Genomic DNA, 21254 nt, shown 5'->3' with positions numbered 1-21254 from the left:
AAAGAGCGAAAAAACGTTAGAGGAGTGGCGTGAAGCAACGCCACCCCTCTCATGCATCTGTCAGGGAAGATCGCGCACCAGCGGTTCACGATCCCAGTGGCGCTTGGCGCCGACCTTCAGAAAATCATCGACTGGGACGACACCTTCATCCATTTCGACATTTGCTTTGTCGAGCAGTGCCTTGGTGGCAGGACAGTAGCCGATCGTCTTGCAGTGACCATAGGCATCCATGAACCACTGGATTGCCGCAGCCTCTTTCGTCAGCTTTTGTGCAGCCTCCGGAGCGAGAATGGAAACGACCGCGTCGAACAGGAAGGAAGGCGATCCTGCAAGCTGACCGTCTGCGGGCATCGTACCGCCATTAAGTTTGACGCCGCCAACTTTCCTGGCAACAACAAAGGGTGTTCCACCTTGCTGCTTGATGTCATTCAGGAGTTTGTCGACCGCGCTCTTGTTGGAGCCATCATCGATCAGCACGCCAATCTTTCGCCCTTCCAGGGTCTCCAGAGCGTTCTTCTGGATCGACAAGGCGTCTGAGACCGGCATGTCGATCGGCTCTTTTTTCGGCGAGGACTTTGCGGGAAGATCGATGCCCAAACCATCAGCGACCCGACGCGCCAAGTCTTCCTCGATGTTACGCAGATTCGACACGACGTTTTGCCGCACATGCGCGAGCTGCACTTTCGAGAGTTCGAACACGATCGCGGAGACGATGTGCGTTCTCTCGCTCTCCGTCTGCGAACGGAAGAACATGCGAGCCTGGCTGTAGTGATCGGCAAAAAGTTCGTCACGCTGGCGAAGCTTCTGGGCCGGATTGTTTCGCTCGTCATTGGTCTCGAATGTCGAGAAGCCGGTCGCGACAGACGCGCGTGGTCCGCTGTCTTCGCCTGCCTGGCTCAGGCTATTTGGCTCGTAGTTTGCCCTGCCCTTGGGAGCCAGCGTCTGCATCATGCCGTCGCGCTGGAAGTTATGGAAAGGGCACTTCGGCGCGTTGACAGGGATTTGATGGAAGTTCGTCGTGCCGAGCCGGGACTTCTGCGTGTCGAGATAGGAGAACAGTCGGCCCTGAAGCAGTGGATCGTTGCTGAAGTCGATACCAGGAATGATATTGCTTGGCAGAAACGCGACCTGCTCGGTCTCAGCAAAGAAGTTGTCGACGTTTCTGTTGAGCGTCATCCGACCGATGATCTCGACAGGAATGTCCTCTTCCGGAATAAGTTTGGTGGCGTCCAGCACGTCATAGGGCTGCTTCTGAGCCCATTCTTCATCAAACGCCTGGATCCCGAGATCCCATGACGGGAAGTCACCCTGGTCGATGGATTCGAAAAGATCGCGGCGTTGGAAATCCGGGTCGGCACCGGCAATCTTTACGGCTTCGTCCCAAGTGGTGGATGCCAGACCAAGATTGGGCTTCCAGTGGAACTTGACGAACTTGCTCTCGCCTTCAGCGTTCACCAGACGGAAGGTGTGAACGCCGAAGCCTTCAATATGGCGGAACGATCTGGGGATGGTGCGATCCGACATTGCCCACATGATCATGTGCATCGATTCCGGCATCAGGCTGACGAAATCCCAAAACGTGTCATGAGCCGAAGCCGCTTGGGGGTAACCCCGGTCCGCTTCCATTTTGACACTGTGGATAAGATCCGGAAACTTGATGGCGTCCTGGATAAAGAAGACCGGGATGTTGTTGCCCACCAGATCCCAATTGCCGCTTTCGGTGTAGAGCTTCACCGCGAAGCCTCTGACATCACGTGGCGTGTCTACAGAGCCGGCACCACCGGCGACCGTCGAAAAACGCACAAAAACAGGACAGCTCTTCCCTTCCTCCTGGAAGATAGACGCCTTGGTCAAGTGTGGTATGGCCTTGGTGCATTCGAAGACGCCATGCGCGCCCGACCCTCTGGCATGCACGATCCGCTCAGGGATCCGCTCGTGGTCGAAATGAAAGATCTTTTCGCGAAGGACAAAATCCTCCAGCAGGGTGGGACCTCGACTCCCCGCTTTGAGGCTGTTCTGATTGTCCGAAATACGATGGCCGAAGTTGTCGGTCAGATAGTCTGCGCCTTCTCCACTACCCGCCCCGATCGTCTGCTGCAGTTCGTCGCCTTTGCCACGCTGCTCTTCAAAGCTTGCCTGGCCGGAGCCGGGCGTTACCTCATGAAGAGAATTGTCAGTGCTCGGCGAATGGTTCCCTTGCTTACGCTCGGTCATAGCCAAATCCTTTGTGGTTTGATGAATGGAAGAACTGCACGCATGCGCGCTGCAGAGGCGTTGGCGAAGCCAAGCTCAAAGCTACAATGGACCCAGCGAAGGTCGGTTCCACTTCATCAACCATGATATTCGCTATCAGGCGTTTTCGTACCCTTTCGAACCAATGGAAGGTCGTGGCAGGGCGTGCAGAGGTTACGATGGATGAAGGCTCAGCGAACCATGCAAATCCGTCTCAAAACTTTGGGAAGCAAATATAAATAATTTAACAAAAGTTGGCGCATGGTAATACAGGCAAACAATTCAATTCTTCGATTCCGACCTTTATTGATATCAACCCGAAATTGATAATCTTTGATGATTTTATTCTTCGGCGATGACCGCTATTACGCAGAAATATCGTGAGATTACACTTATATTTCGCCCAGCTAATCCTGTGTTTTCGTTGGAAAATAACGCATCTTCCTGTTGCAGTATCACGATTTTGCACTAATGATTGAAGACACGCCGGGCAGGCAAACCCTCTTGGCAGTAAACCGTAGTGTAGAATGATCGAAGTGCCTTCAATGCAATCTGAACGTGTCTTGACGTGCAGCCTTGCAAGATCGGAGCAGAGGTCGGTTTCGTTCGTCACGGGGTTGAAGAAGTAGATCAAGCTTGCGGCTTACATTTGCTCTGCGGCACTCGATGACGACAAGCGCAAACTGAGTTAGAGACTTCGGCATGGTACAGAAGCGTCGAAAATTGAACTCTTGAAAGATCGCAGATAATCAGCATGGGGCAGAACGGGGTGTAAAATGGGTTTTAAAGAAGCGGTTCGGACGGTTCTCAAGGAGAAATATGCGACCTTCTCTGGCAGATCCAGCCGATCTGAATTTTGGTGGTTTCAGGTTTTCATATACTTGGTATCATTCGGCTGGTCGTTTGTTGTTGGATTTTTCTCCGTAGGTCGCGAGCCCGGACAAGATCTCCCACCATGGGTAATCGTTACAGGGATCGTTTCGACGTTAATAACTCTCGGAATGTTTCTACCGACGATATCTGTGGCCGTTCGCCGCTTCCATGACCGCAACATTTCCGGTTGGTGGTTTCTCGGCCTTTCTGTTGTGACCTTCGTGCCTATTGTTGGCTTACTAGCGCCTATTGCAATGCTCGTGATCTTTATCCTTCCCGGAACAAAAGGTCCCAACAAGTTTGGCCTAGACCCTCTGAGCCCGCAGTCATCCGCAGAGGTGTTTGCCTGAAACGCCAGTTGAAGCCATCGTTGTGGCTGGCTGTCTTATGGTCGGTTGCGACCGCTCCGGTGGGAGCGGTGGCTCAAGAGCCGTTGGGGAGCGCCGAAAATTACAAGGCACAGTGCCTACAAAATGGAGTGCGCTGTACGCTGACCTATCCCGAGGGGCCGACCCAGGCAAAGCCGGAGGCCCCTAGGCCTTCCGAGGTGCCACCGGCGGTGTCGAGCCCGCCTGCCCTCGGCGGCTTTCTGGGTGTGCTTATCGTCCTCATCGTCCTCGTTGCCATTATCGTCCTGTGGATGTTTTTCGGCAGCGGCGGTGTCTTGTTGTCGCGCGCACCGATGGCGACGCAGCCGAACCGAAGCGAGAAACCGGAAAACTGGCAAAGCACCACACGTGACGCCAACGAAAAGCCGCGCGATTTCCTGGCACACATCGCCGCAATGCCGGATCGAAGGGAGGCGCTTGTGCAATTGCTGAGGCAATGCCTGCTTCAATCGGCCAAGCGGACGGGAACGCATGTCTTACGTTCGGATACCGAACGGACAGTGTTTGTTAGACTGCCCAAGAAGATGGAGCATCGGGATGAGTTGCGGCGTCTGCTTTTACAGACTGAACTCGCCCATTATGGTGGAAAGGTCCCTGCGGAAAGCGATTTTTCGGAACTGTTGCAGGTAGCACAGCCTCTGCTTTTCAGTGGAAATTCGTCTCGTGTTTAGGTCCCGCTTGATCCTCCTTTTGGTCGTACTGTTCAGCGCACTGACGCATGCCGGCACAGGATTGACTCAGGAGAACGCAGACTTCGATCGCTCCCCCACCGGCTATATGGGACTGGAAGTCTGGCTGCGGTCCTCGGGCATCCAGGTTGCGCGCACCGACCCGTCGACCAATTCGCCAGTCTCGCGCGCCTCGCTCCGCATCGTGCCGCTGCCTTGGTCTAGAGCCGGTCGGATAATAGGCGATGGCGACAGAAGTACGCATTCAGCGGTCTTCGGCGACAAACCCAGCATCACCCCAACCCTGATCGTATTACCAAAATGGCGAGCCGATCGTCTTGAGCAGGGCGTTGCCCGTGAAGACGCTCTCATACCGTCATCCGACATCGACGACGCCCTCGCCCGGATCGGTATCCCCAATCTTCACATCAAAAGGACGGGACCGCGTTTCAGGCAGGCCCAACAATCCATTCTAAGACACCGTGTCGAGACGATTAGGATCTATCAAGCACAGGTCTTTTCCCGCGACCAAACCCCCTCGAACTGCGAGGAAATGGCTGGGCTTCAAGCGGGCCCGCTGCTGCTAAAATGTACTTTCGACTTTGAGTTCTATGTTCTTTCTGATCCCGATCTCCTCAATAATCATGGGCTGGCGCTCGGCGAAAATGCCGATTTTGCCATCTCCATGATCGACGAGTTGCGCGGCCTTTTCGGCAGGCGCCCCGTCTATCTTGCGACAGCTGACGCAGTTGCGTCCAACGCCGCTGATCCCGACCGTTTTCTCGCACATCACTTATGGTTCATCTGGGGTGCCATCATCCTCGTGGCTGCTGTCTGTTTCTGGAGAGGCGCGGTCCGTTTCGGCAAACCGTTGACGAACGAGGCGACATCCGATCTGTCAAAAGCTGCGGCCACAGAAGCGACCGCGCGGCTTTTGCACCTATCCGGCAATGACGGACGCATGACCGCGCAATTTGTTCACAACCTGCTGGCCGACAAAGCCGGCCTCTTGTTTGGACCCCATGCAGCCAACGATACCGGTATCGAACGAATGTTTCGCCATCTTGCCTTGCGCGATCGTTCCAGTGCCGAGGCTTTCGAAGCGATATCGAAAGAGCTTATGAACCGCGGCAAATCCATGACCCAGCCCGATCTGCATCGGCATCTTGAAACATTTAAAAAACAACTAGGGAGCATCAAGCTTGAATCTAGATGAGTTTCGCAATCTGGTTGTCGCGATACGCGGCGAGATCGCCAAGACCGTGCAGGGGCAGGACGCCCTTATCGACATGATCCTGATCTCGATCTTTGCGCGCGGCCACTGCCTTCTCGAAGGACCACCCGGCACCGCCAAGACCTTGCTCGCGCGTTCGGTCTCGGCCGTCATGGACCTGCAGTACCGGCGCATTCAATTCACGCCGGACCTGATGCCGAGCGATGTTCTGGGCGTGAACCTCTTCAACTTCCAGACCAGTCAATTCCATCTAACCAAAGGCCCGGTCTTCACCAACATCCTGCTTGCCGATGAAATCAACCGCGCGCCTCCAAAGACGCAGTCCGCCCTTTTGCAGGCCATGAATGAGCGCATGGTGACGATCGACGGCACCGATTATCCGCTTGGCCTGGACTTCTTCGTGCTCGCCACGCAGAACCCCATCGAGCAGCATGGCACCTACCCCCTGCCGGAAGCGCAGCTCGATCGCTTCCTCTTCAAACTCGTCATCGATTTTCCCAATCGCGAGACAGAAATCGACATCCTGAAACGTCATGCGGGTCAACCGATCCAGACGAAACTGAACGAAGTGGGCATTCGTCCGCTCGTCACCAGCTCCATTCTTGCCGAGGGCCGGGCGCTGATCGACAGCATTCATCTCGACGACAGCATCCTCACCTATATTGTCGATCTCGTCCGGGCGACGCGCTCCGATCCGGAGATCCTTCAAGGCGCCTCGACACGCGCAGCCGACGCGCTATCGGCAGCGGTGCGCGTGCGGGCAGCTTTCGGGGGACGTCAATACGGCCTACCCGACGACGTTCAGGCACTGCTGGTGCCAGCCTTGCGCCATCGCATCATCCTCTCTCCCGCAGCGGAAATCGATGGCCGGACGACTGAAGACGTGCTTCGCACCATCCTGAACCGTATGGATGCACCGCGATAAATGCGCCCCTCTTCCTCCCTCATTGCTCTCGTTCTGATCATGACCGCGCTGACGGTGCTGACGGCCGTGTGGTGGCCCGGCGTCGATATCGTGATCATGGGTCTTTGGGGCATCGTGGGAATAGCGGTCTTGCTCGATATTGCGCTCTCGGTTTGGTCGAAGCGGATCGAGATCGCCTTTGATCTGCCGGGCCGAGGTTTCGTCGGCCACAATGTGCAATTGTCTGTGGAGCTTTCGCCGCATCGCGGCGCCTTGCCCTTGAAGATGGAAGCCCGGCTTGATCTGCCGCTCGAGCTTGTGGCGCAGGACGTCACCACTTTCGATCACGGAGCCAACCGAAAAGCGACAACCACGTCGTCCATGGATATCCGCCTGACGCGCCGCGGGGTGTTCAAGGTCGAGACGATCTGGTTGAAATGGGCTTCACGGCTAAAGCTGCTTGAAGTCGTTGTTCGCGCGCCCATTGCCCGCGAGATCACCGTCGCGCCCGACATTTCGCCCGTGCTGTCCGGAGCGATCAACGCTCAGATCCTGCCGCTTGAGGCTGGCAGCAAAGACATGAGGCTGAGTGGACAAGGATCTGAGTTTCACCAGCTGCGCGAATTTGCAGTTGGCATGGATACGCGCAGCATCGACTGGAAGCGCTCCGCCCGCATGCGTAGCCTTGTCGTGCGGGACCTGACGGCCGAGCGCAATCAGCAAATCATTCTATGCGTCGATTCCGGGCGCCTGATGGCCGAGAAAATTGCCGGTATCGCAAAGCTCGACCGCGCCATCAATGCCGCACTGGCAACGTGTTGGGCAGCCGGACAGGCGGGTGATCTGGTCGGCTTCTACAATTTCGACAGCCGGCCTCGCCTGTTCCTGCCCGCCACGCCTGGGCGTGCCGCTTTCACTAGGGTGCAATCAGCCTGTGCGACATTGCGCTATGAGGCACATGAAACCAACCATACGCTCGGCCTTACCTATCTCGCCGGTCAATTGAAGCGGCGCTCGCTCATCATCATCTTTTCCGACTTCGTGGACAGTACGACGGCCGAACTGATGGTAGAAACGATCCGCACCTTGGCGAAGCAGCATTTCATCGTCTACATCGCCCTGAGTGACTCCAGTATAAAGACGCTGATCGAACCGGACATCCTGACGCTGGACAGTGTCGCACGATCGGTTGCCGCCCGCCAGATTTCGCAGGAGCGTCGAACCGTCCTGGAAACGCTTTCCCGCCTCGGCGTCATGTGCCTCGACAGCACGCCTGAAGCGCTCACATCCGATCTGATTGGCCGCTACATCGAAATCAAATCTCGCGAGATGCTATGACCGGGCCAAATGTCGACCTTAATGTAGCGATGCCGAGCGTGCCGACGCAGACACCGGCACCGTTGGACATGCTGCGCTCTGCCCGGTTTCGAGCCGAGCGGGAGGCACAATGGCGGGTGCTCGACCAGCTTGTGACACGGGTCGAAAAGCGCGGCGTGGTCACACTCAACTATGATGAGGTGCGCACGCTCACCTCTGGCTACAGGCAGGCGATGAATTCGCTCAGCGTCGCGCGCGACATATCGCTGGACAAGGCGCTGATATCCTATCTCGAGAGCCTGTGCGCCCGCGCCTATCTCGTGGTCTATGCACCGCAGGAAAGCGTGAGTGGCCTGATAAGCCGGCTGTTGATCCGTGGTATCCCGCAGGCCGTACGACGGTCCTACCTCCCCTTGTTCATCGGCTTTTTCGCAATGATCCTCGGGGCCGCCGTTGGGTACAAACTCTATCTCGACGATCACAGCTGGTTTTATGCGCTTGTGCCGGCCGATCTGGCGGGTGATCGCACGCCCTCCGCCTCGGCGGATCTGCTTCGATCGACGATCTATGGAAATGAGGGTCACGCCACGGACGAGTTGGCGGCCTTTATGGCTTACCTTTTTTCCCACAACACGACGATTGCCGTTTTGATTTTCACCCTTGGCATCTTCGCAGCCATTCCAAGCTTCGCACTGACCTTTTACAATGGCATGATATTGGGCGTATTTTTCGCAATGTTCTCTCAACATGGCCTGGGTTACGACGTGTTCGCGTGGCTTTCCATCCACGGCGTCACGGAACTTGCGGCGATTGCGATTGCTTGCGCGGGTGGCGCGCGTCTCGGGCTCGCCGTCCTCCTGCCCGGCGCGTTGCGCCGCAGGGACGCCTTGCGGCAACAGGCCCACGATGCCGTCAAGCTCGCCTTCCTTGCGGCCATCATGCTGATTGCTGCCGCTTTTCTGGAAGGTTTCTTGCGTCAGACCATTCAAGACCCATTGTGGCGGATCGCAATCGGGTGGGGTGTGGGGGCTCTGTGGGTGGCCTGGCTGACCTTGTCGGGCCGCGACAGGACGCCATCGAAAGAGACCGAGCGATGAGCCTGATCTTTCGCGACGGCAAGCGTGTAGAAGAACTGATGCCGCCGGAAGGCGTTGCGCTTCAACTTGACATCGCGTCTGTCGCATCGCGGCTCGGCGCGCAGTTCATCGACTTCGTGATGACCTTCGTCATCGCGCTCATCTGCATCATTGTGCTTTCGCTGAGTGGCACATTGGAGGAGAGCGCCAGAGCAACGGCGATTGCGCTTTTGGGATTCCTGTTGCGGACGCCCTATTACATTTTGTCAGAACTGATCTGGAATGGCCGCACGCTGGGAAAACGGATCGCTGGTATCCGCGTCGTGAATGTCGAAGGCCGCCGCCTGACGCCGCATCAGATTGCCACACGAAATCTGATGAAGGAGGTGGAAATATTCACGCCTTTGGGCCTGTTATTTTCAGAATCACCCGTCTGGCTGACATGGACAACCCTCTTCTGGCTCGTCATCGTGGTGGCCGTCACTTTATCCAGCAATCGGCGGCAACGGCTCGGCGATCTCATGGCCGGGACCCTCGTCATTGAAAATCCCCGCTCAGTCCTCCTGCCCGATCTTGCAGCCGCCACATCCACCATCAAGGCGACCCAGGCGGGGTTCGAGTTCAGGCCGGAACATCTGGATATTTACGGAAGCTATGAGTTGCAGACCCTGGAAGGCCTGCTCAGAGATCCAAACACGCGTCTGCGCGACAAGCAGGCCACTGAGATCGCCCAGGCGATCATCAAAAAGATCGGTTACCCCGAAGCTGTGACGCCAGGCAAGGAACTGGAGTTTTTGAATGCCTTCTACGTCGCGCAGCGCGAGCATCTTGAAACGTTGCGGCTCTTCGGCAAACGCCGCGAGAACAAGTTCCACAACGCCGGCAAGGACACCACCAGCCCGTGAAATCTCAGTGCGTTTCTGACCACGAAAGCGTCATCTGAGAGGACGTCGCGTCATAGAAAACGAGGCACTCTCAGGATTTTTTTGCGGTGCAACTTTGCCCGGAACTTTTAAGTAAGTCTTGCGTTGACGTCGAATATTCAGCTTATTTTTAGAGGCATATCGTGGTTCAAGCTCAGCGCGCCGTTTCCGAGAACGAAGCGAAGCAAAACGGCGATCCGCAGGATCGCGAGCTTCAGACAGCAACCGACGGTCAACAACCAAAGCAGGAAGACAAGAAGCCATCAGTGATACGCCGACATCCATATTGGACGGCGCTCATCATTGCTGGTCTTATTGGGCTCGGGATTGCTACTTATTTCGTCTGGCTCGTCTATTTCTATCCTTACGAGACGACGGACGACGCCTTTGTCGATGCGCGCAGTTTTGCGCTCGCGACGAAGGTCTCCGGTTATCTTGAAGATGTCGCCGTTACCGACAACGCCCATGTCGCGGCTGGCGCCGTGATCGCCAAAATAGCCCCGCGCGATTATCAGATCGCCGTGGATCAGGCCGAGGCGCAGGTGGAAGCGGCCAAGGCATCGATTATCAATGCGACGGCACAGATCGATGTCGCGTCGGCTGCGATCGATGAAGCAAAGGCGCGCGAGGCCTCATCGGGCGCCGCTCTGCAGTTTGCGAAAGACGAGGCCAACCGACAGCGCCAATTGCAGCAGGGCGGCGCCGGCAGCCTGCAGACATCCCAGCAGGCAGAATCAAACTTGCGCCAGGCTCAGGCGGCATATGCGGAAGCCCAGGCCAACATCAGTTCGGCAATGAAGAACAAGGTCGCCGCAGAAGCGCAGCGCACCAGCGCTGAGGCAAGCCTGAAGCAGGCAGAGGCCCAGAAGGAAAGCGCCGACCAGAACCTCGACTACACGACGCTCACCGCTGCACAGCCTGGTCGCGTGGTGAAGATTAGTGGTGCAAAGGGGCAATTTGTCCAGGCGGGCCAGGCCATCGCCATGTTCGTGCCGGATGAAATTTGGGTCACGGCCAATTTCAAGGAAACGCAACTGGCCGATATGCGCCCCGGCCAGCCGGTGGACCTCACGATCGACGCCTATCCGGATCACCTTCTGCACGGCAAGGTCGACTCCGTGCAGCCGGGTTCCGGCACCGCCTTCTCGCTGCTCCCGGCAGAGAACGCCACAGGCAACTATGTGAAGGTTACCCAGCGCGTGCCGGTGAAGATCACGGTTGATAATTGGCCGAAGGATGTCTCCATCGGTCCGGGCATGTCGGTCGAACCCACCGTGACCGTTCGCCCCAGAGGCTAATCCAGACATCAGGACCGAGGACCGGATATGGCAACCGCGACAGCGACAGGCGGAACCGGCGAAATGGCGAGTGGCCGAAGCACCAATCCCTGGTTGGTGGCGGTCGTCGTGGCGCTCGCCGTGTTCATGGAGGTGCTCGACACCACCATCGCCAACGTCGCGCTACGCTATATTTCCGGCGGGTTGGCCGTCAGTTCCGACGAGGCGTCCTGGGTGGTGACCACCTATCTCGTCTCCAACGCCATCGCGCTGATCGCTTCGAGCTTCATTGCCCAGCGCTATGGTCGCAAACGATTCTACCTCGTCTGCCTTGCCATGTTCACGGTCGCCTCCGTCATGTGCGGGCTGGCATGGGATTTGCCGTCGCTTCTCGTCTTCCGCATGATCCAGGGTTTTGCCGGCGGCGGCATGGTGCCGGTGTCGCAATCGATCCTCACCGACGCTTTTCCTCCGGCAAAACGCGGCCAGGCCTTTGCGATTTTCGGCATCGCCGTGGTGGTCGCACCCGTCGTCGGCCCGACACTTGGCGGCTGGCTGTCCGACAATCTCTCCTGGCATTGGTGTTTCCTGATCAACGGGCCTGTCGGCATTTTTGCTTTCCTGCTCGTCTATTTCCTGGTCAACGATTCCGACGACCAGAAGAAAAAGCGCGAAGAGATGCGCCAACGCGGCATCCGTTTCGATATTATCGGTTTCTTGCTGGTCGCGACGTTCCTCGGATCGCTGGAACTCATGCTCGACCGCGGCCAGATCGAGGATTGGTTCGACTCGACCTTCATCATCGTCACAGCGGTCATCTGTATTGCCGCACTGGCAGCATCGATTCCCTGGCTACTGACGACGAAGAACCCGGTACTCGATGTGCGTCTCATCGCAACCCGACAGTTCGGCTCGTGCATGATCGTGATGCTGGCAATTGGCGCCATCCTCATCGCCACCACCCAGTTCGTGCCGCAGGTGCTGCAGGAAAATTATGGCTATACCGCCACATGGGCGGGCCTGGCGCTATCCCCAGGCGGTCTGGTGACCATGTTCATGATGTTCATGGCAGGCCAGTTGACGTCCCGCATCCAACCAAAATATCTGATTGCCGTTGGCGCAACGATGGTTGCACTGTCCATGTACGACCTGACGCGCCTCAGCCCCGATGCGGATTTCAGCTTCTTCGTCTGGTCGCGCTGCATTCTGGGTCTCGGCCTGCCGCTGATCTTCATCCCGATAACCGCCGCCTCCTACCACGGTCTGCGACCAGACCAGACCGACCAGGCCTCCGCCCTGATCAACGCAGCCCGCAACACCGGCGGCTCGATCGGCGTCTCCATCGCCTCAAACGTACTGGCTCACCGCCAGCAGTGGCACCAGAGCAGATTGGTCGAACACGTCAATCCCGCGGATCCGGCCTATCATCAAACCATGCAGAACCTGCAGGGCTTCTTCGCGGAGCGTGGCTCCTCTGTGGTGGACGCACAAAACCAGGCCATGGCGCTCATCGGCCAGCAGGTCGGCGCTCAGGCGAGCTTCCTTGCCTATATCGATGTGTTTTTTGTCCTGGCGGTCATTTCCATACTCGCGGTGCCGCTGGCATTGATCCTGCGCAACGTCGATACAAAGGCTGGAGGTGGCGGAATGCATTGAGCCTCTCTGCCACAAGCCTCGCCAGAGATTTTAGTGCCGCTCGCCAATAAGCCAATCTGTCAGCTTACCCACCGCCACGTCTTTGCTCTTGGGTCGCATCAACCAGTAGCCGCGGTTCGGTGCATCGAGGCTCGGACCCGCAGTTACCAGCACACCTGCCTCCAGCAGAGGATCAATCAATCCCGCCCAGCCGAGCGCGAAACCCTGTTCGCAGATGCTTGCCTGCACGACCATCGCGTAGTTGTTGAAGCTGATGTCGCCGCCGCTGTGTTCGGGTGCTCGCTCCACGCCGAATTGGGTCAGGTAGTCGGCCCAATCGTACCAATGCGTCTGGGAATTGTTTTCGAGATGAATGAGCTTACGTCTGGAGAAATCCGCGATGCTCGCGGTTGCGGATCTATCCGCCAGCAAGGCGGGCGCGCACACCGGAGTGACCTTTTCAGAAAGCAGCAGGACCGCTCCTTCGCCTGCATCCTGCTTTGTCCCGAAGATCACCATCACGTCGCTGTCGTGCTTACCCTGCCCCAGCGGGTCCTGTGTCGCGACGATCTGGATATTGATATCGGGATTGAGGATACGAAAGCCGTGCATGCGCGGGATCAACCACAGAGACGAAAATGCATAGTCCGTGTGCAGGCGGATCGTCTGACGCTCGTCGGTTTTGCGCAGTTGGCCCGCCACAAGGTCGATGGCGTCGACACTGCGCGATGCAACCTCGAAGAGCCGCTGCCCTTCTGCGGTGAGTTCTATCCCACGATGTTTGCGGCGGATCAGGGCAACACCAAGTTCATCCTCGAGCCTGCGGATCTGGTAGCTGACAGCCGGCTGGGTCAGCCTGAGCGATGCAGCCGCTGCCGTCAGGTTGCCGCGACGAGCCACTTCGGTAAAAATGCGCATCCAGCCAAGATCGAGCGGTCGCTCTGACATTAAAATTCCTTATGCCAACTATCGAAAAATACCTGCTTTACAGGCAAAAACAATGCTGCGTTCAATAAACGAAACTAATAAAGGGGAGCCACAATGAAAATCGATTATCGCCTGCATCGCATCGCCGCTGGTCTGTTTTTATCGGTGGCAGCCTTCTCCACTCCACTTCAGGCCGCCGACGATGCGGCCTGCAAGACGGTCCGCCTCAGCGATCCGGGCTGGACTGACATCACCGCCACGAATGGTGTGGCTTCCGTTCTGCTCGATGCGCTGGGCTATGAGGCGGACGTGAAAACCCTGTCCGTTCCGATCGGCTATCAGGCGATGAAAAACGGCGAGATCGACGTCTTCCTTGGCAACTGGATGCCAGCGCAGAAATCCTTCGTCGATGACCTGAAAGCCGCCAAGGCCGCCGAGGTGATGACGAAGAATCTCGAAGGCGCCAAGTTCACGCTGGCGGTGCCAGCCTATATGGCGGAGAAGGGCGTTAAGGATTTCGCCGATCTCTCCAAGCATGCAGACGAGTTCGAAAGCAAGATCTACGGGATCGAGCCGGGCGCGCCTGCGAACCAGAACATTCAGAAAATCATCGATGCCAACGACTTCGGTCTCAAAGGCTGGCAATTGGTGGAATCCGGCGAGCAGGCCATGCTGGCGCAGGTGGAGCGGGCAGGTCGCGACAAGAAGGCGGTGGTCTTCCTCGCCTGGGCTCCGCATCCAATGAACAAGAAGATCGACATCACCTATCTTTCCGGCGGCGACGCCTATTTCGGTCCCAATTTCGGCGGCGCGGAAGTCTACACGCTTGCGCGCACCGGCTGGCCTCAGCAGTGCCCGAATGCGGCGAAGCTTTTCAAAAACCTGACGTTCGATATCGACATGGAAAACAGCCTGATGGGCTCGATTCTCGGTGGCGAGGACTCCAAAGCAGCGGCTGCGGCTTGGCTGAAGGCAAACCCGAAATCAATCGACGGTTGGCTGCAAGGGGTAACGACATTGGACGGCAAACCGGGCGATACCGCCGTCAAGGCAAAGCTTGGGCTCTGAAGCCGGAAATCCGACATGGCCCGTCCCAATATTCTCATCCTGATGGCCGACCAGTTCAACGGAACGTTTTTTCCCGACGGACCCGCGGATTTCCTGCACGCGCGCCATCTGAAAGCATTGGCAGAGCGGTCCGTCCGCTTTGCCAATACCTACACGGCAAGCCCGCTTTGCGCGCCGGCCCGTGCCTCCTTCATGTCCGGTCAATTGCCCAGTCGAACAAGGGTCTATGACAACGCTGCCGAATTCGCATCCGACATACCGACCTATGCCCATCATCTGCGGGCGGCAGGCTATTACACGGGCCTTTCAGGAAAAATGCACTTCGTCGGGCCCGACCAACTGCACGGCTTTGAGGAACGCCTGACGACGGATATCTATCCGGCGGATTTCGGCTGGACGCCTGATTACACCAAGCCCGGCGAGCGCATCGACTGGTGGTATCACAATCTCGGTTCCGTCACCGGTGCGGGCGTTGCCGAGATCACCAACCAGATGGAGTATGACGACGAAGTTGCCTATAACGCCACGCGCAAACTCTATGATCTGTCACGCCGCCTCGATGAACGGCCATGGTGCCTGACGGTCAGCTTCACCCATCCGCATGATCCCTACGTGGCCCGAAGGAAGTTTTGGGACCTCTACGAGGAGTGCCCAGCACTCGATCCGCGGTCGGAAGCGATCGCCTTTGAGGATCAGGACCCGCATTCGAAACGCCTGTTGGAAGCATGCGATCACAAGGCGTTCGACATTACACCGGAGCAGATCAGGCGCGCACGACGCGGCTACTTCGCCAACATCTCCTACATCGACGAGAAGATCGGCGAGATTCTGGAAGTCCTGAAAGCCACCCGGATGGAGGAGGACACCATCATCCTGTTTTTGTCCGACCATGGCGATATGCTCGGTGAACGCGGGCTATGGTTCAAAATGTGCTTCTTCGAAGGCTCCGCGCGCGTGCCGTTGATGATCGCAGCGCCGGGTTGGATGCCTGCGAAGATCGACGCACCTGTCTCGACCCTCGATGTCACACCGACGCTGTGCGGATTGGCCGGGCTCAACATCACCTCGTTGAAGCGCTGGACGGATGGCGAGGACTTGGCATCCCTGGCCGCAGGGGGCGGCACACGTGGTCCCGTGCCGATGGAATATGCGGCCGAAGGCTCGATTGCGCCACTCGTCGCGCTTCGTGACGGGCGCTACAAGCTTTCGGTTTGCGACGCTGATCCACCACTGCTCTACGATCTGGAGACAGACCCCGAAGAGCGTACCAACCTTGCCAGCGATCCCGCCTTTCGCGACGTGCTTTCGGCGCTATCAGCAGAGATCGACCGACGATGGGAACTGCCCGCCTTTGACGAGGCAGTCCGCGAAAGCCAGGCACGGCGCTGGGTGGTCTACAAGGCGCTGCGCAACGGCGCCTATTATCCTTGGGACTACCAGCCGCTGCAAAAAGCGTCGGAGCGATACATGCGCAATCACATGGACCTTAATGTGCTTGAGGAAAACCAGCGCTATCCACGCGGAGAGTAAGAAACGCTCAGGCGTCAATCTTACCCCGAGGAGCCGGCAGGCTTGCTGCCATCAGCCGGTCTTCCCATCATCGACTGACCTGGCGGCCCTCAGAAGCGCAATAATCGCCGAGAAATCCTCGTGGGCATGGCCTGATGCAACGAAAGCCTCATAGAGTTTTAGGGCATGCGCACCGAGCGGAGTCATCGCCATGGAGTCCGTTGCGGCCTGGTTTGCCAGGCGCAGGTCCTTGAGCATCAACGCGCTCGCAAATCCGGGGGCATAATCACGGTTCGCCGGCGAGGTCGGAACGGGACCCGGCACCGGGCAGTAGGTGTTGACCGACCAGCATTGACCGGATGAGGTGGATATCACATCAAAGAGTGCCTGATGTTTCAGACCGAGTTTCTCTCCAAGCACGAAGGCTTCAGCCGCGCCAATCATCGAAATGCCAAGCAGCATATTGTTGCAGAGCTTCGCCGCCTGGCCCGCACCTGCCGCTCCACAAGGGATGATGCGTCCAGCCATCGGTTCCAGAACCGGACGCGCGGCCTCGATTGCAGCGGCGTCTCCACCCAGCATGAAGCTTAGCGTTCCGGCTTCGGCACCGCCCGTTCCACCAGAAACCGGCGCGTCGATCGTGAGGCATTCCGGCAGCAATCCATGCGCGGCCCGAGCACCTTCCACATCGATCGTCGAACTGTCGATCACGAGCGTTCCGGGTGAGAGAATGCCGACAAGCTGCCTCCAGACATCCAGCACCAGTTCGCCATTCGGAAGCATGGTAATGACGGCATCCGCGCCGCCGACCGCCCCACCGATGGTTTCAACCACCCGGACGCCTCGCTCCGTCGCGTTTTTGCGCGCAGGCTCAGCGACATCGAAACCGGTGACGGTGTAACCCGCCTTGACCAGATTTCCGGCCATCGGCGCACCCATATTACCAAGACCGATAAAGGCGATCGACTGGACCATATCTATTCTCCTTGCCTCAAAGATCGTCCGCAACTGCAATTGGAAACAGCGAGGCGAGCGGCTTGATGGCAGAAACGAGCCCCTCTTGATCGACCTCTCCCAATCGTGCGGGCGACCAGATGGGATCGCGATCCTTGTCGATGACGGCGGCTCGCACGCCCTCGTAGAAATCGTGGCCATCGAGGATCAATGCGTCGGCGGCGTATTCCCGATCGAGGCAGGTTTCGAGTGAGGCTGAGCTCTGCGCTGCGCGCAGCAAATGCAAGGTCAAGACCAGGCTTGTAGGGGATTTCGCCTCGAGCAGTGCCAGGGTGCTTTTCGCAAAGTCTGACCCGTTCGCCTGCAGGGCGGCAAAAATTTCCTCCATGTCTTCCGAAGCGAACACGCTGTCGATCAGGACCGCATTATCTTTCAGCATCGAAACACCGACTTCGACAGCATGCGCCTTGATCGCGCTTTCCACCGTCGGTCCCGATGCGACATCAGCCAAAAGACCCGGGAGGGCTTCTGACTGGACCATGGCGTCGGCAAGACCAGCAGCAATCGTATCTGCAGCGCCGATCGTCGCGCCGGTAAGACCGATCCAGAAACCAAGGTGTTGCGGCGCGCGCGACAATGCCCATGTGCCGCCGACATCGGGGAAGTAGCCGATACCGGTTTCCGGCATCGCAAAGCGCGTTTTCTCCGTGACGATACGATGGCTGCCATGAACCGACAAGCCAACGCCACCGCCCATGCAGATGCCGTCCATAACAGCCAGCCAGGGCTTGCGCAGGTGGCTGATCCTGGCATTCAGGCGATATTCCTCAGCCCAGAACGCGAGAGCCTCTTGCGGAGCGGTTCGACCCACTTGCCAAATCATCTTGATGTCGCCGCCCGCGCACAGGGCCCGTCCCTCCCCGGTCAGGGTAATCGCGCGAACCGCGGGATTGCTCTCCAGCGCGTCGATCCCGTCTGAGATTTTACGGACCATATCGAGGTTAAGGCTGTTGAGCGCTTCGGGACGGTTGAGATGGATGCGCCCCAACGCGCCGTCCAGACTGACGACAACCGTCTCATTGGGTGTGATGCCGGTTGAGGTCTCTCCGGACATGCTATTGCTCCCTTTGAAAATTGGCTTTGCGCTTCTCGACAAATGCGGCCATGCCTTCGCGCTGATCAGGCGTACCGAACAGGCGATGAAACATGGCGCGCTCGTAAAGAATGCCCTCATGCAGCGATAGCTCTTCGGCCTTCATCACGGTCTCTCTTGCAAGACGCACCGCAGAACGCGAATAGTCCGCTATCTGTGTCGCAGCCGCCATGGCAGTCGGCACCACATCGGCGTCGGGAACGACGCGCGAAATGAGACCAGCACGCAGGGCCTCGTCCGCTCCCATCATGCGCCCGGTCAAATGCAGATCCATCGACAACGACCGGCCGATCTGCTTCGTCATGCGCTGCGTTCCACCCATGCCTGCGATGACGCCGAGCTTGATTTCGGGTTGGCCGAACTTCGCGCTTTCGCCCGCGATGGCAAAATCGCACATCATCATCAACTCACATCCGCCACCCAACGCATAACCGTTTACGGCGGCAATCTTCGGCAACCGACTACCGGCGAAGCGATCCCAGATCGCGAAGAAATCCTCCTCGATCATCTGCTGTGCGCTCTTGTCCGCCATTTCGGCGATGTCTGCTCCCGCCGCGAACGCTCTGTCCGAGCCGGTGACGACCAGTGCCCCGACGTCCTTGTCGGATTCGAGTTCTTCCACCGCGCAAACCATGTCGCGTGCAAGCTGCGAATTCAACGCGTTGAGCTGCGCCGGACGATTGAGCCTGATCAGGGCAACACGGCCCTCCCGGCTGATCTCGATACATTCTGACATAGCGCTCTCCCGTTTCTTTCCAGGCGTACCGTTCTCAGAGGCTCTTAGAGCTGTCTTGCGATGACCAAGCGCTGCACCTCGCTGGTGCCTTCGTAAATCTGGCAAATACGCACATCTCGGTAAATCCTCTCGACAGGATAGTCTGCAAGATAGCCATAACCGCCATGCACTTGGATTGCGGCGGAACAGACTTTCTCTGCCATTTCCGAAGCAAACAACTTGGCCATAGAGGCCTCCGTCAGGCATGGCCGTCCGGCGTCCCGCAGGCTGGCCGCATGCAGCACGAGCTGGCGCGCCGCCTCGATCTGCGTTGCCATGTCCGCCAGGCTGAAGCCCACAGCCTGATGCTCAATGATTGGTTTGCCAAAACTCTGGCGCTCCTTGGCATAGGCCGTCGCAGCCTCAAACGCCGCACGCGCCATGCCGACCGCCTGAGCCGCAATCCCAATGCGTCCACCCTCAAGATTGGCGAGCGCAATGCGATAGCCATCGCCCTCGCCACCCAACCGGTTTTCGACCGGGACACGCATTCCGTCGAATGCCAGCGCACAGGTGTCGGAACCATGGAGGCCCATCTTGTGCTCGACGGAAACGACATTGTAGCCCGGTGTGTCGGTGGGCACGATGAAGGCAGATATGCCCTTTTTGCCGGCCTCAGGATCGGTGACCGCGAACACGATGATGACGTTGCCGTTTTTGCCCGAAGTGATGAATTGTTTCGAACCGTCGATAACGTAATGACCGCCATCGAGCCGCGCGCGGCTACGCAATGCAGATGCATCTGATCCGGCATGCGCTTCCGTCAGGGCGAAGCCGCCGATCCACGCGCCGGATGCCATTTTCGGAAGAAAGCGAGACTTCTGCTCCTCCGTGCCAAAACGTAAGATCGGCACGCAGCCGACGGAGGAGTGAACAGACAGGATCGTCGAGCATGCTCCATCTGCCGCGGCAATTTCTTCCAATGCCAGCGCATAGGCGACCGTTCCGGTTTGCGAGCCGCCATAATCTTCCGACACGAGCATGCCGAGAAATCCAAGTTCTCCCATCTCTGTCAGCTCTTGCCGGGGGAAAGTATGATCGCGATCCCGCGCGGCAGCGCCAGGGGCCAGTCGATCGACGGCAAACTCGCGTGCCGTCTCGCGGATCTGTTCCTGTACGTCGTCAAGCAACATCAGTTTATCCTCTCGATTGCGATGGCAGTGGCTTCGCCTCCGCCGATGCAGACTGACGCCATGCCGCGATCAAGCCGCTTATCCTGCAGTGCTGCAAGAAGCGTGACGATAACCCGCGCACCCGAGGCGCCGATGGGATGGCCGAGCGCGCAGGCGCCACCGTTGATGTTGACCTTATCATGCGGCAGATCGAGGTCGCGCATGGCGGCCATGGCCACCACCGCGAATGCCTCGTTGATCTCAAACAGATCGACATCGGACAACGCCCAACCCGTCCGCTCCGAGAGCCGACGCAGCGCGCCGATGGGGGCGGTTGCAAAGAGCGAAGGCTCGTTGGCGTAGCTGGCGTGACCGACAATGCGCGCCTTTGGTGTTAGACCACGCCGCTCGGCTTCCGATGCCCGCATCAGGACGAGCGCTGCGGCGCCATCCGAAATGGATGAGGCATTGGCGGCGGTGACGGTACCGCCTTCCCGAAATGCAGGGCGAAGCTTCGGTATCTTTTCCGGCTGCGCCTTTCCCGGCTGCTCATCGATCGAAACGCGTGTCTCAGTCTTGCTCGCCGAAACCAGCACCGGAGCAATCTCCGACACGAAACGGCCTTCGATCGTCGCCCGCCTGGCTCGCTCCAACGACGCCATTGCGTAGGCGTCCTGGGCGTCGCGCGTAAACTGGTAGGCCTCGGCACAATCCTCCGCGAACGTGCCCATCAGGCGACCTTTCTCATAGGCATCCTCCAAGCCGTCGAGAAACATGTGGTCGAGAACCTGTCCATGTCCCATGCGATGACCCGTGCGCCCCTTCGGCAAGAGATAAGGTGCATTCGACATGCTCTCCATGCCGCCGGCAACGACGACATCCGAAGAGCCCGCGTGAATGAGATCATGGGCCAGCATCACGGCCTTCATGCCGGACCCGCACATCTTGTTCAGGGTCGTAGCACCAGCTGAAAGCGGCAGACCGGCGGCAATCGCCGCTTGCCGCGCAGGCGCCTGACCCTGCCCTGCGGAGAGCACGCAGCCCATGAGAATTTCCTGGACAGCATCCTTTGCCAATCCGGCGCGCGCAAGCGACGCTTCAATGGCGGTTGCGCCGAGTGTCGCGGCAGGAACGCCAGCAAAATCCCCCTGGAAACCACCCATGGGTGTTCTGGCGGAGCCGACGATCACGATTGGGTCTTGTTCAGTCATCTGTTTTCTCCTGATGA

At 58.2% G+C, this 21254-nt stretch carries 18 protein-coding genes; 11 read left to right on the top strand and 7 right to left on the bottom strand.

The window, feature by feature from the left end:
• Positions 1-60: 60 nt before the first annotated feature.
• The gene (locus PVA19_RS12200) at positions 61-2214 is read right to left on the bottom strand and encodes a catalase (RefSeq protein WP_274102654.1); all 2154 of its coding nucleotides are present in this window, start codon (positions 2212-2214) and stop codon (positions 61-63) included.
• A 794-nt stretch (positions 2215-3008) separates the two neighbouring features.
• Between PVA19_RS12200 and PVA19_RS12195 the strand changes: the two genes are divergently transcribed.
• From PVA19_RS12195 to PVA19_RS12155, 9 genes are all read left to right on the top strand, one after another.
• Positions 3009-3455 (top strand): DUF805 domain-containing protein, encoded by a 447-nt coding sequence (locus PVA19_RS12195; RefSeq protein WP_113179077.1) that lies wholly within the window; start codon positions 3009-3011, stop codon positions 3453-3455.
• Between the two features lie 68 nt (positions 3456-3523).
• The gene (locus tag PVA19_RS12190; protein WP_274102653.1) at positions 3524-4165 is read left to right on the top strand and encodes a hypothetical protein; all 642 of its coding nucleotides are present in this window, start codon (positions 3524-3526) and stop codon (positions 4163-4165) included.
• A gap of 19 nt (positions 4166-4184) precedes the next feature.
• Positions 4185-5378, top strand: a complete 1194-nt coding sequence (locus PVA19_RS12185; RefSeq protein ID WP_274102652.1) for a hypothetical protein — start codon at positions 4185-4187, stop codon at positions 5376-5378.
• Positions 5365-6321 (top strand): AAA family ATPase, encoded by a 957-nt coding sequence (locus PVA19_RS12180; RefSeq protein WP_274102651.1) that lies wholly within the window; start codon positions 5365-5367, stop codon positions 6319-6321. Before PVA19_RS12185 ends, PVA19_RS12180 begins: the two co-directional genes overlap by 14 nt.
• Entirely contained in the window at positions 6322-7638 is a 1317-nt protein-coding gene (locus tag PVA19_RS12175) for a DUF58 domain-containing protein (protein ID WP_274102650.1), read from the top strand.
• Positions 7639-7667: 29 nt separating this feature from the next.
• Entirely contained in the window at positions 7668-8714 is a 1047-nt protein-coding gene (locus tag PVA19_RS12170) for a stage II sporulation protein M (protein WP_274102929.1), read from the top strand.
• Positions 8711-9598, top strand: a complete 888-nt coding sequence (locus tag PVA19_RS12165) for an RDD family protein (RefSeq protein ID WP_274102649.1) — start codon at positions 8711-8713, stop codon at positions 9596-9598. The genes PVA19_RS12170 and PVA19_RS12165 overlap by 4 nt, the downstream gene beginning before the upstream one ends.
• A gap of 161 nt (positions 9599-9759) precedes the next feature.
• On the top strand, positions 9760-10914 hold the full coding sequence (locus tag PVA19_RS12160) for an HlyD family secretion protein (RefSeq protein ID WP_274102647.1): 1155 nt from the start codon (positions 9760-9762) through the stop codon (positions 10912-10914).
• Between the two features lie 27 nt (positions 10915-10941).
• Entirely contained in the window at positions 10942-12549 is a 1608-nt protein-coding gene (locus PVA19_RS12155; protein ID WP_274102646.1) for a DHA2 family efflux MFS transporter permease subunit, read from the top strand.
• 30 nt (positions 12550-12579) lie between these two features.
• Here PVA19_RS12155 and PVA19_RS12150 read toward each other — a convergent pair whose 3' ends face one another.
• The gene (locus PVA19_RS12150; protein WP_274102645.1) at positions 12580-13476 is read right to left on the bottom strand and encodes a choline sulfate utilization transcriptional regulator; all 897 of its coding nucleotides are present in this window, start codon (positions 13474-13476) and stop codon (positions 12580-12582) included.
• Positions 13477-13569: 93 nt separating this feature from the next.
• Here PVA19_RS12150 and PVA19_RS12145 point away from each other — a divergent pair, with 93 nt between their 5' ends.
• Together PVA19_RS12145 and betC are read left to right on the top strand one after the other, a co-directional pair.
• Positions 13570-14523 (top strand): choline ABC transporter substrate-binding protein, encoded by a 954-nt coding sequence (locus PVA19_RS12145; protein ID WP_274102644.1) that lies wholly within the window; start codon positions 13570-13572, stop codon positions 14521-14523.
• 15 nt (positions 14524-14538) lie between these two features.
• Positions 14539-16053, top strand: coding sequence for a choline-sulfatase (gene betC, locus PVA19_RS12140; RefSeq protein ID WP_274102643.1), 1515 nt, complete (start codon positions 14539-14541; stop codon positions 16051-16053).
• A 51-nt stretch (positions 16054-16104) separates the two neighbouring features.
• On the opposite strand, the gene mmsB is transcribed toward betC, so the two are convergent.
• The 5 genes from mmsB to PVA19_RS12115 are packed head-to-tail and all read right to left on the bottom strand — an operon-like array spanning position 16105 to position 21237.
• Positions 16105-17007 carry a 3-hydroxyisobutyrate dehydrogenase gene (gene mmsB, locus PVA19_RS12135; RefSeq protein WP_274102641.1) on the bottom strand — a complete coding sequence of 301 codons (903 nt, stop codon included), beginning with the start codon at positions 17005-17007 and terminating at the stop codon, positions 16105-16107.
• A gap of 16 nt (positions 17008-17023) precedes the next feature.
• Positions 17024-18100: an enoyl-CoA hydratase/isomerase family protein gene (locus PVA19_RS12130; RefSeq protein WP_274102640.1), complete on the bottom strand. Its 1077-nt coding sequence runs from the start codon at positions 18098-18100 to the stop codon at positions 17024-17026.
• A gap of 1 nt (position 18101) precedes the next feature.
• Positions 18102-18875, bottom strand: coding sequence for an enoyl-CoA hydratase-related protein (locus tag PVA19_RS12125; RefSeq protein ID WP_274102639.1), 774 nt, complete (start codon positions 18873-18875; stop codon positions 18102-18104).
• Between the two features lie 44 nt (positions 18876-18919).
• A complete protein-coding gene (locus PVA19_RS12120) occupies positions 18920-20047 on the bottom strand; it encodes an acyl-CoA dehydrogenase family protein (protein WP_274102638.1) in 1128 nt (375 codons plus the stop codon).
• Positions 20047-21237 (bottom strand): acetyl-CoA C-acyltransferase, encoded by a 1191-nt coding sequence (locus PVA19_RS12115; protein ID WP_274102637.1) that lies wholly within the window; start codon positions 21235-21237, stop codon positions 20047-20049. The genes PVA19_RS12120 and PVA19_RS12115 overlap by 1 nt, the downstream gene beginning before the upstream one ends.
• Positions 21238-21254: the final 17 nt, after the last annotated feature.

The organism is Agrobacterium sp. CNPSo 3708 (genome assembly GCF_028674915.1).
Classification (GTDB): domain Bacteria; phylum Pseudomonadota; class Alphaproteobacteria; order Rhizobiales; family Rhizobiaceae; genus Agrobacterium; species Agrobacterium cavarae.
Note: the sequence above shows the minus strand (reverse complement) of the source record. Positions and strands in the feature narration are given on the sequence as shown.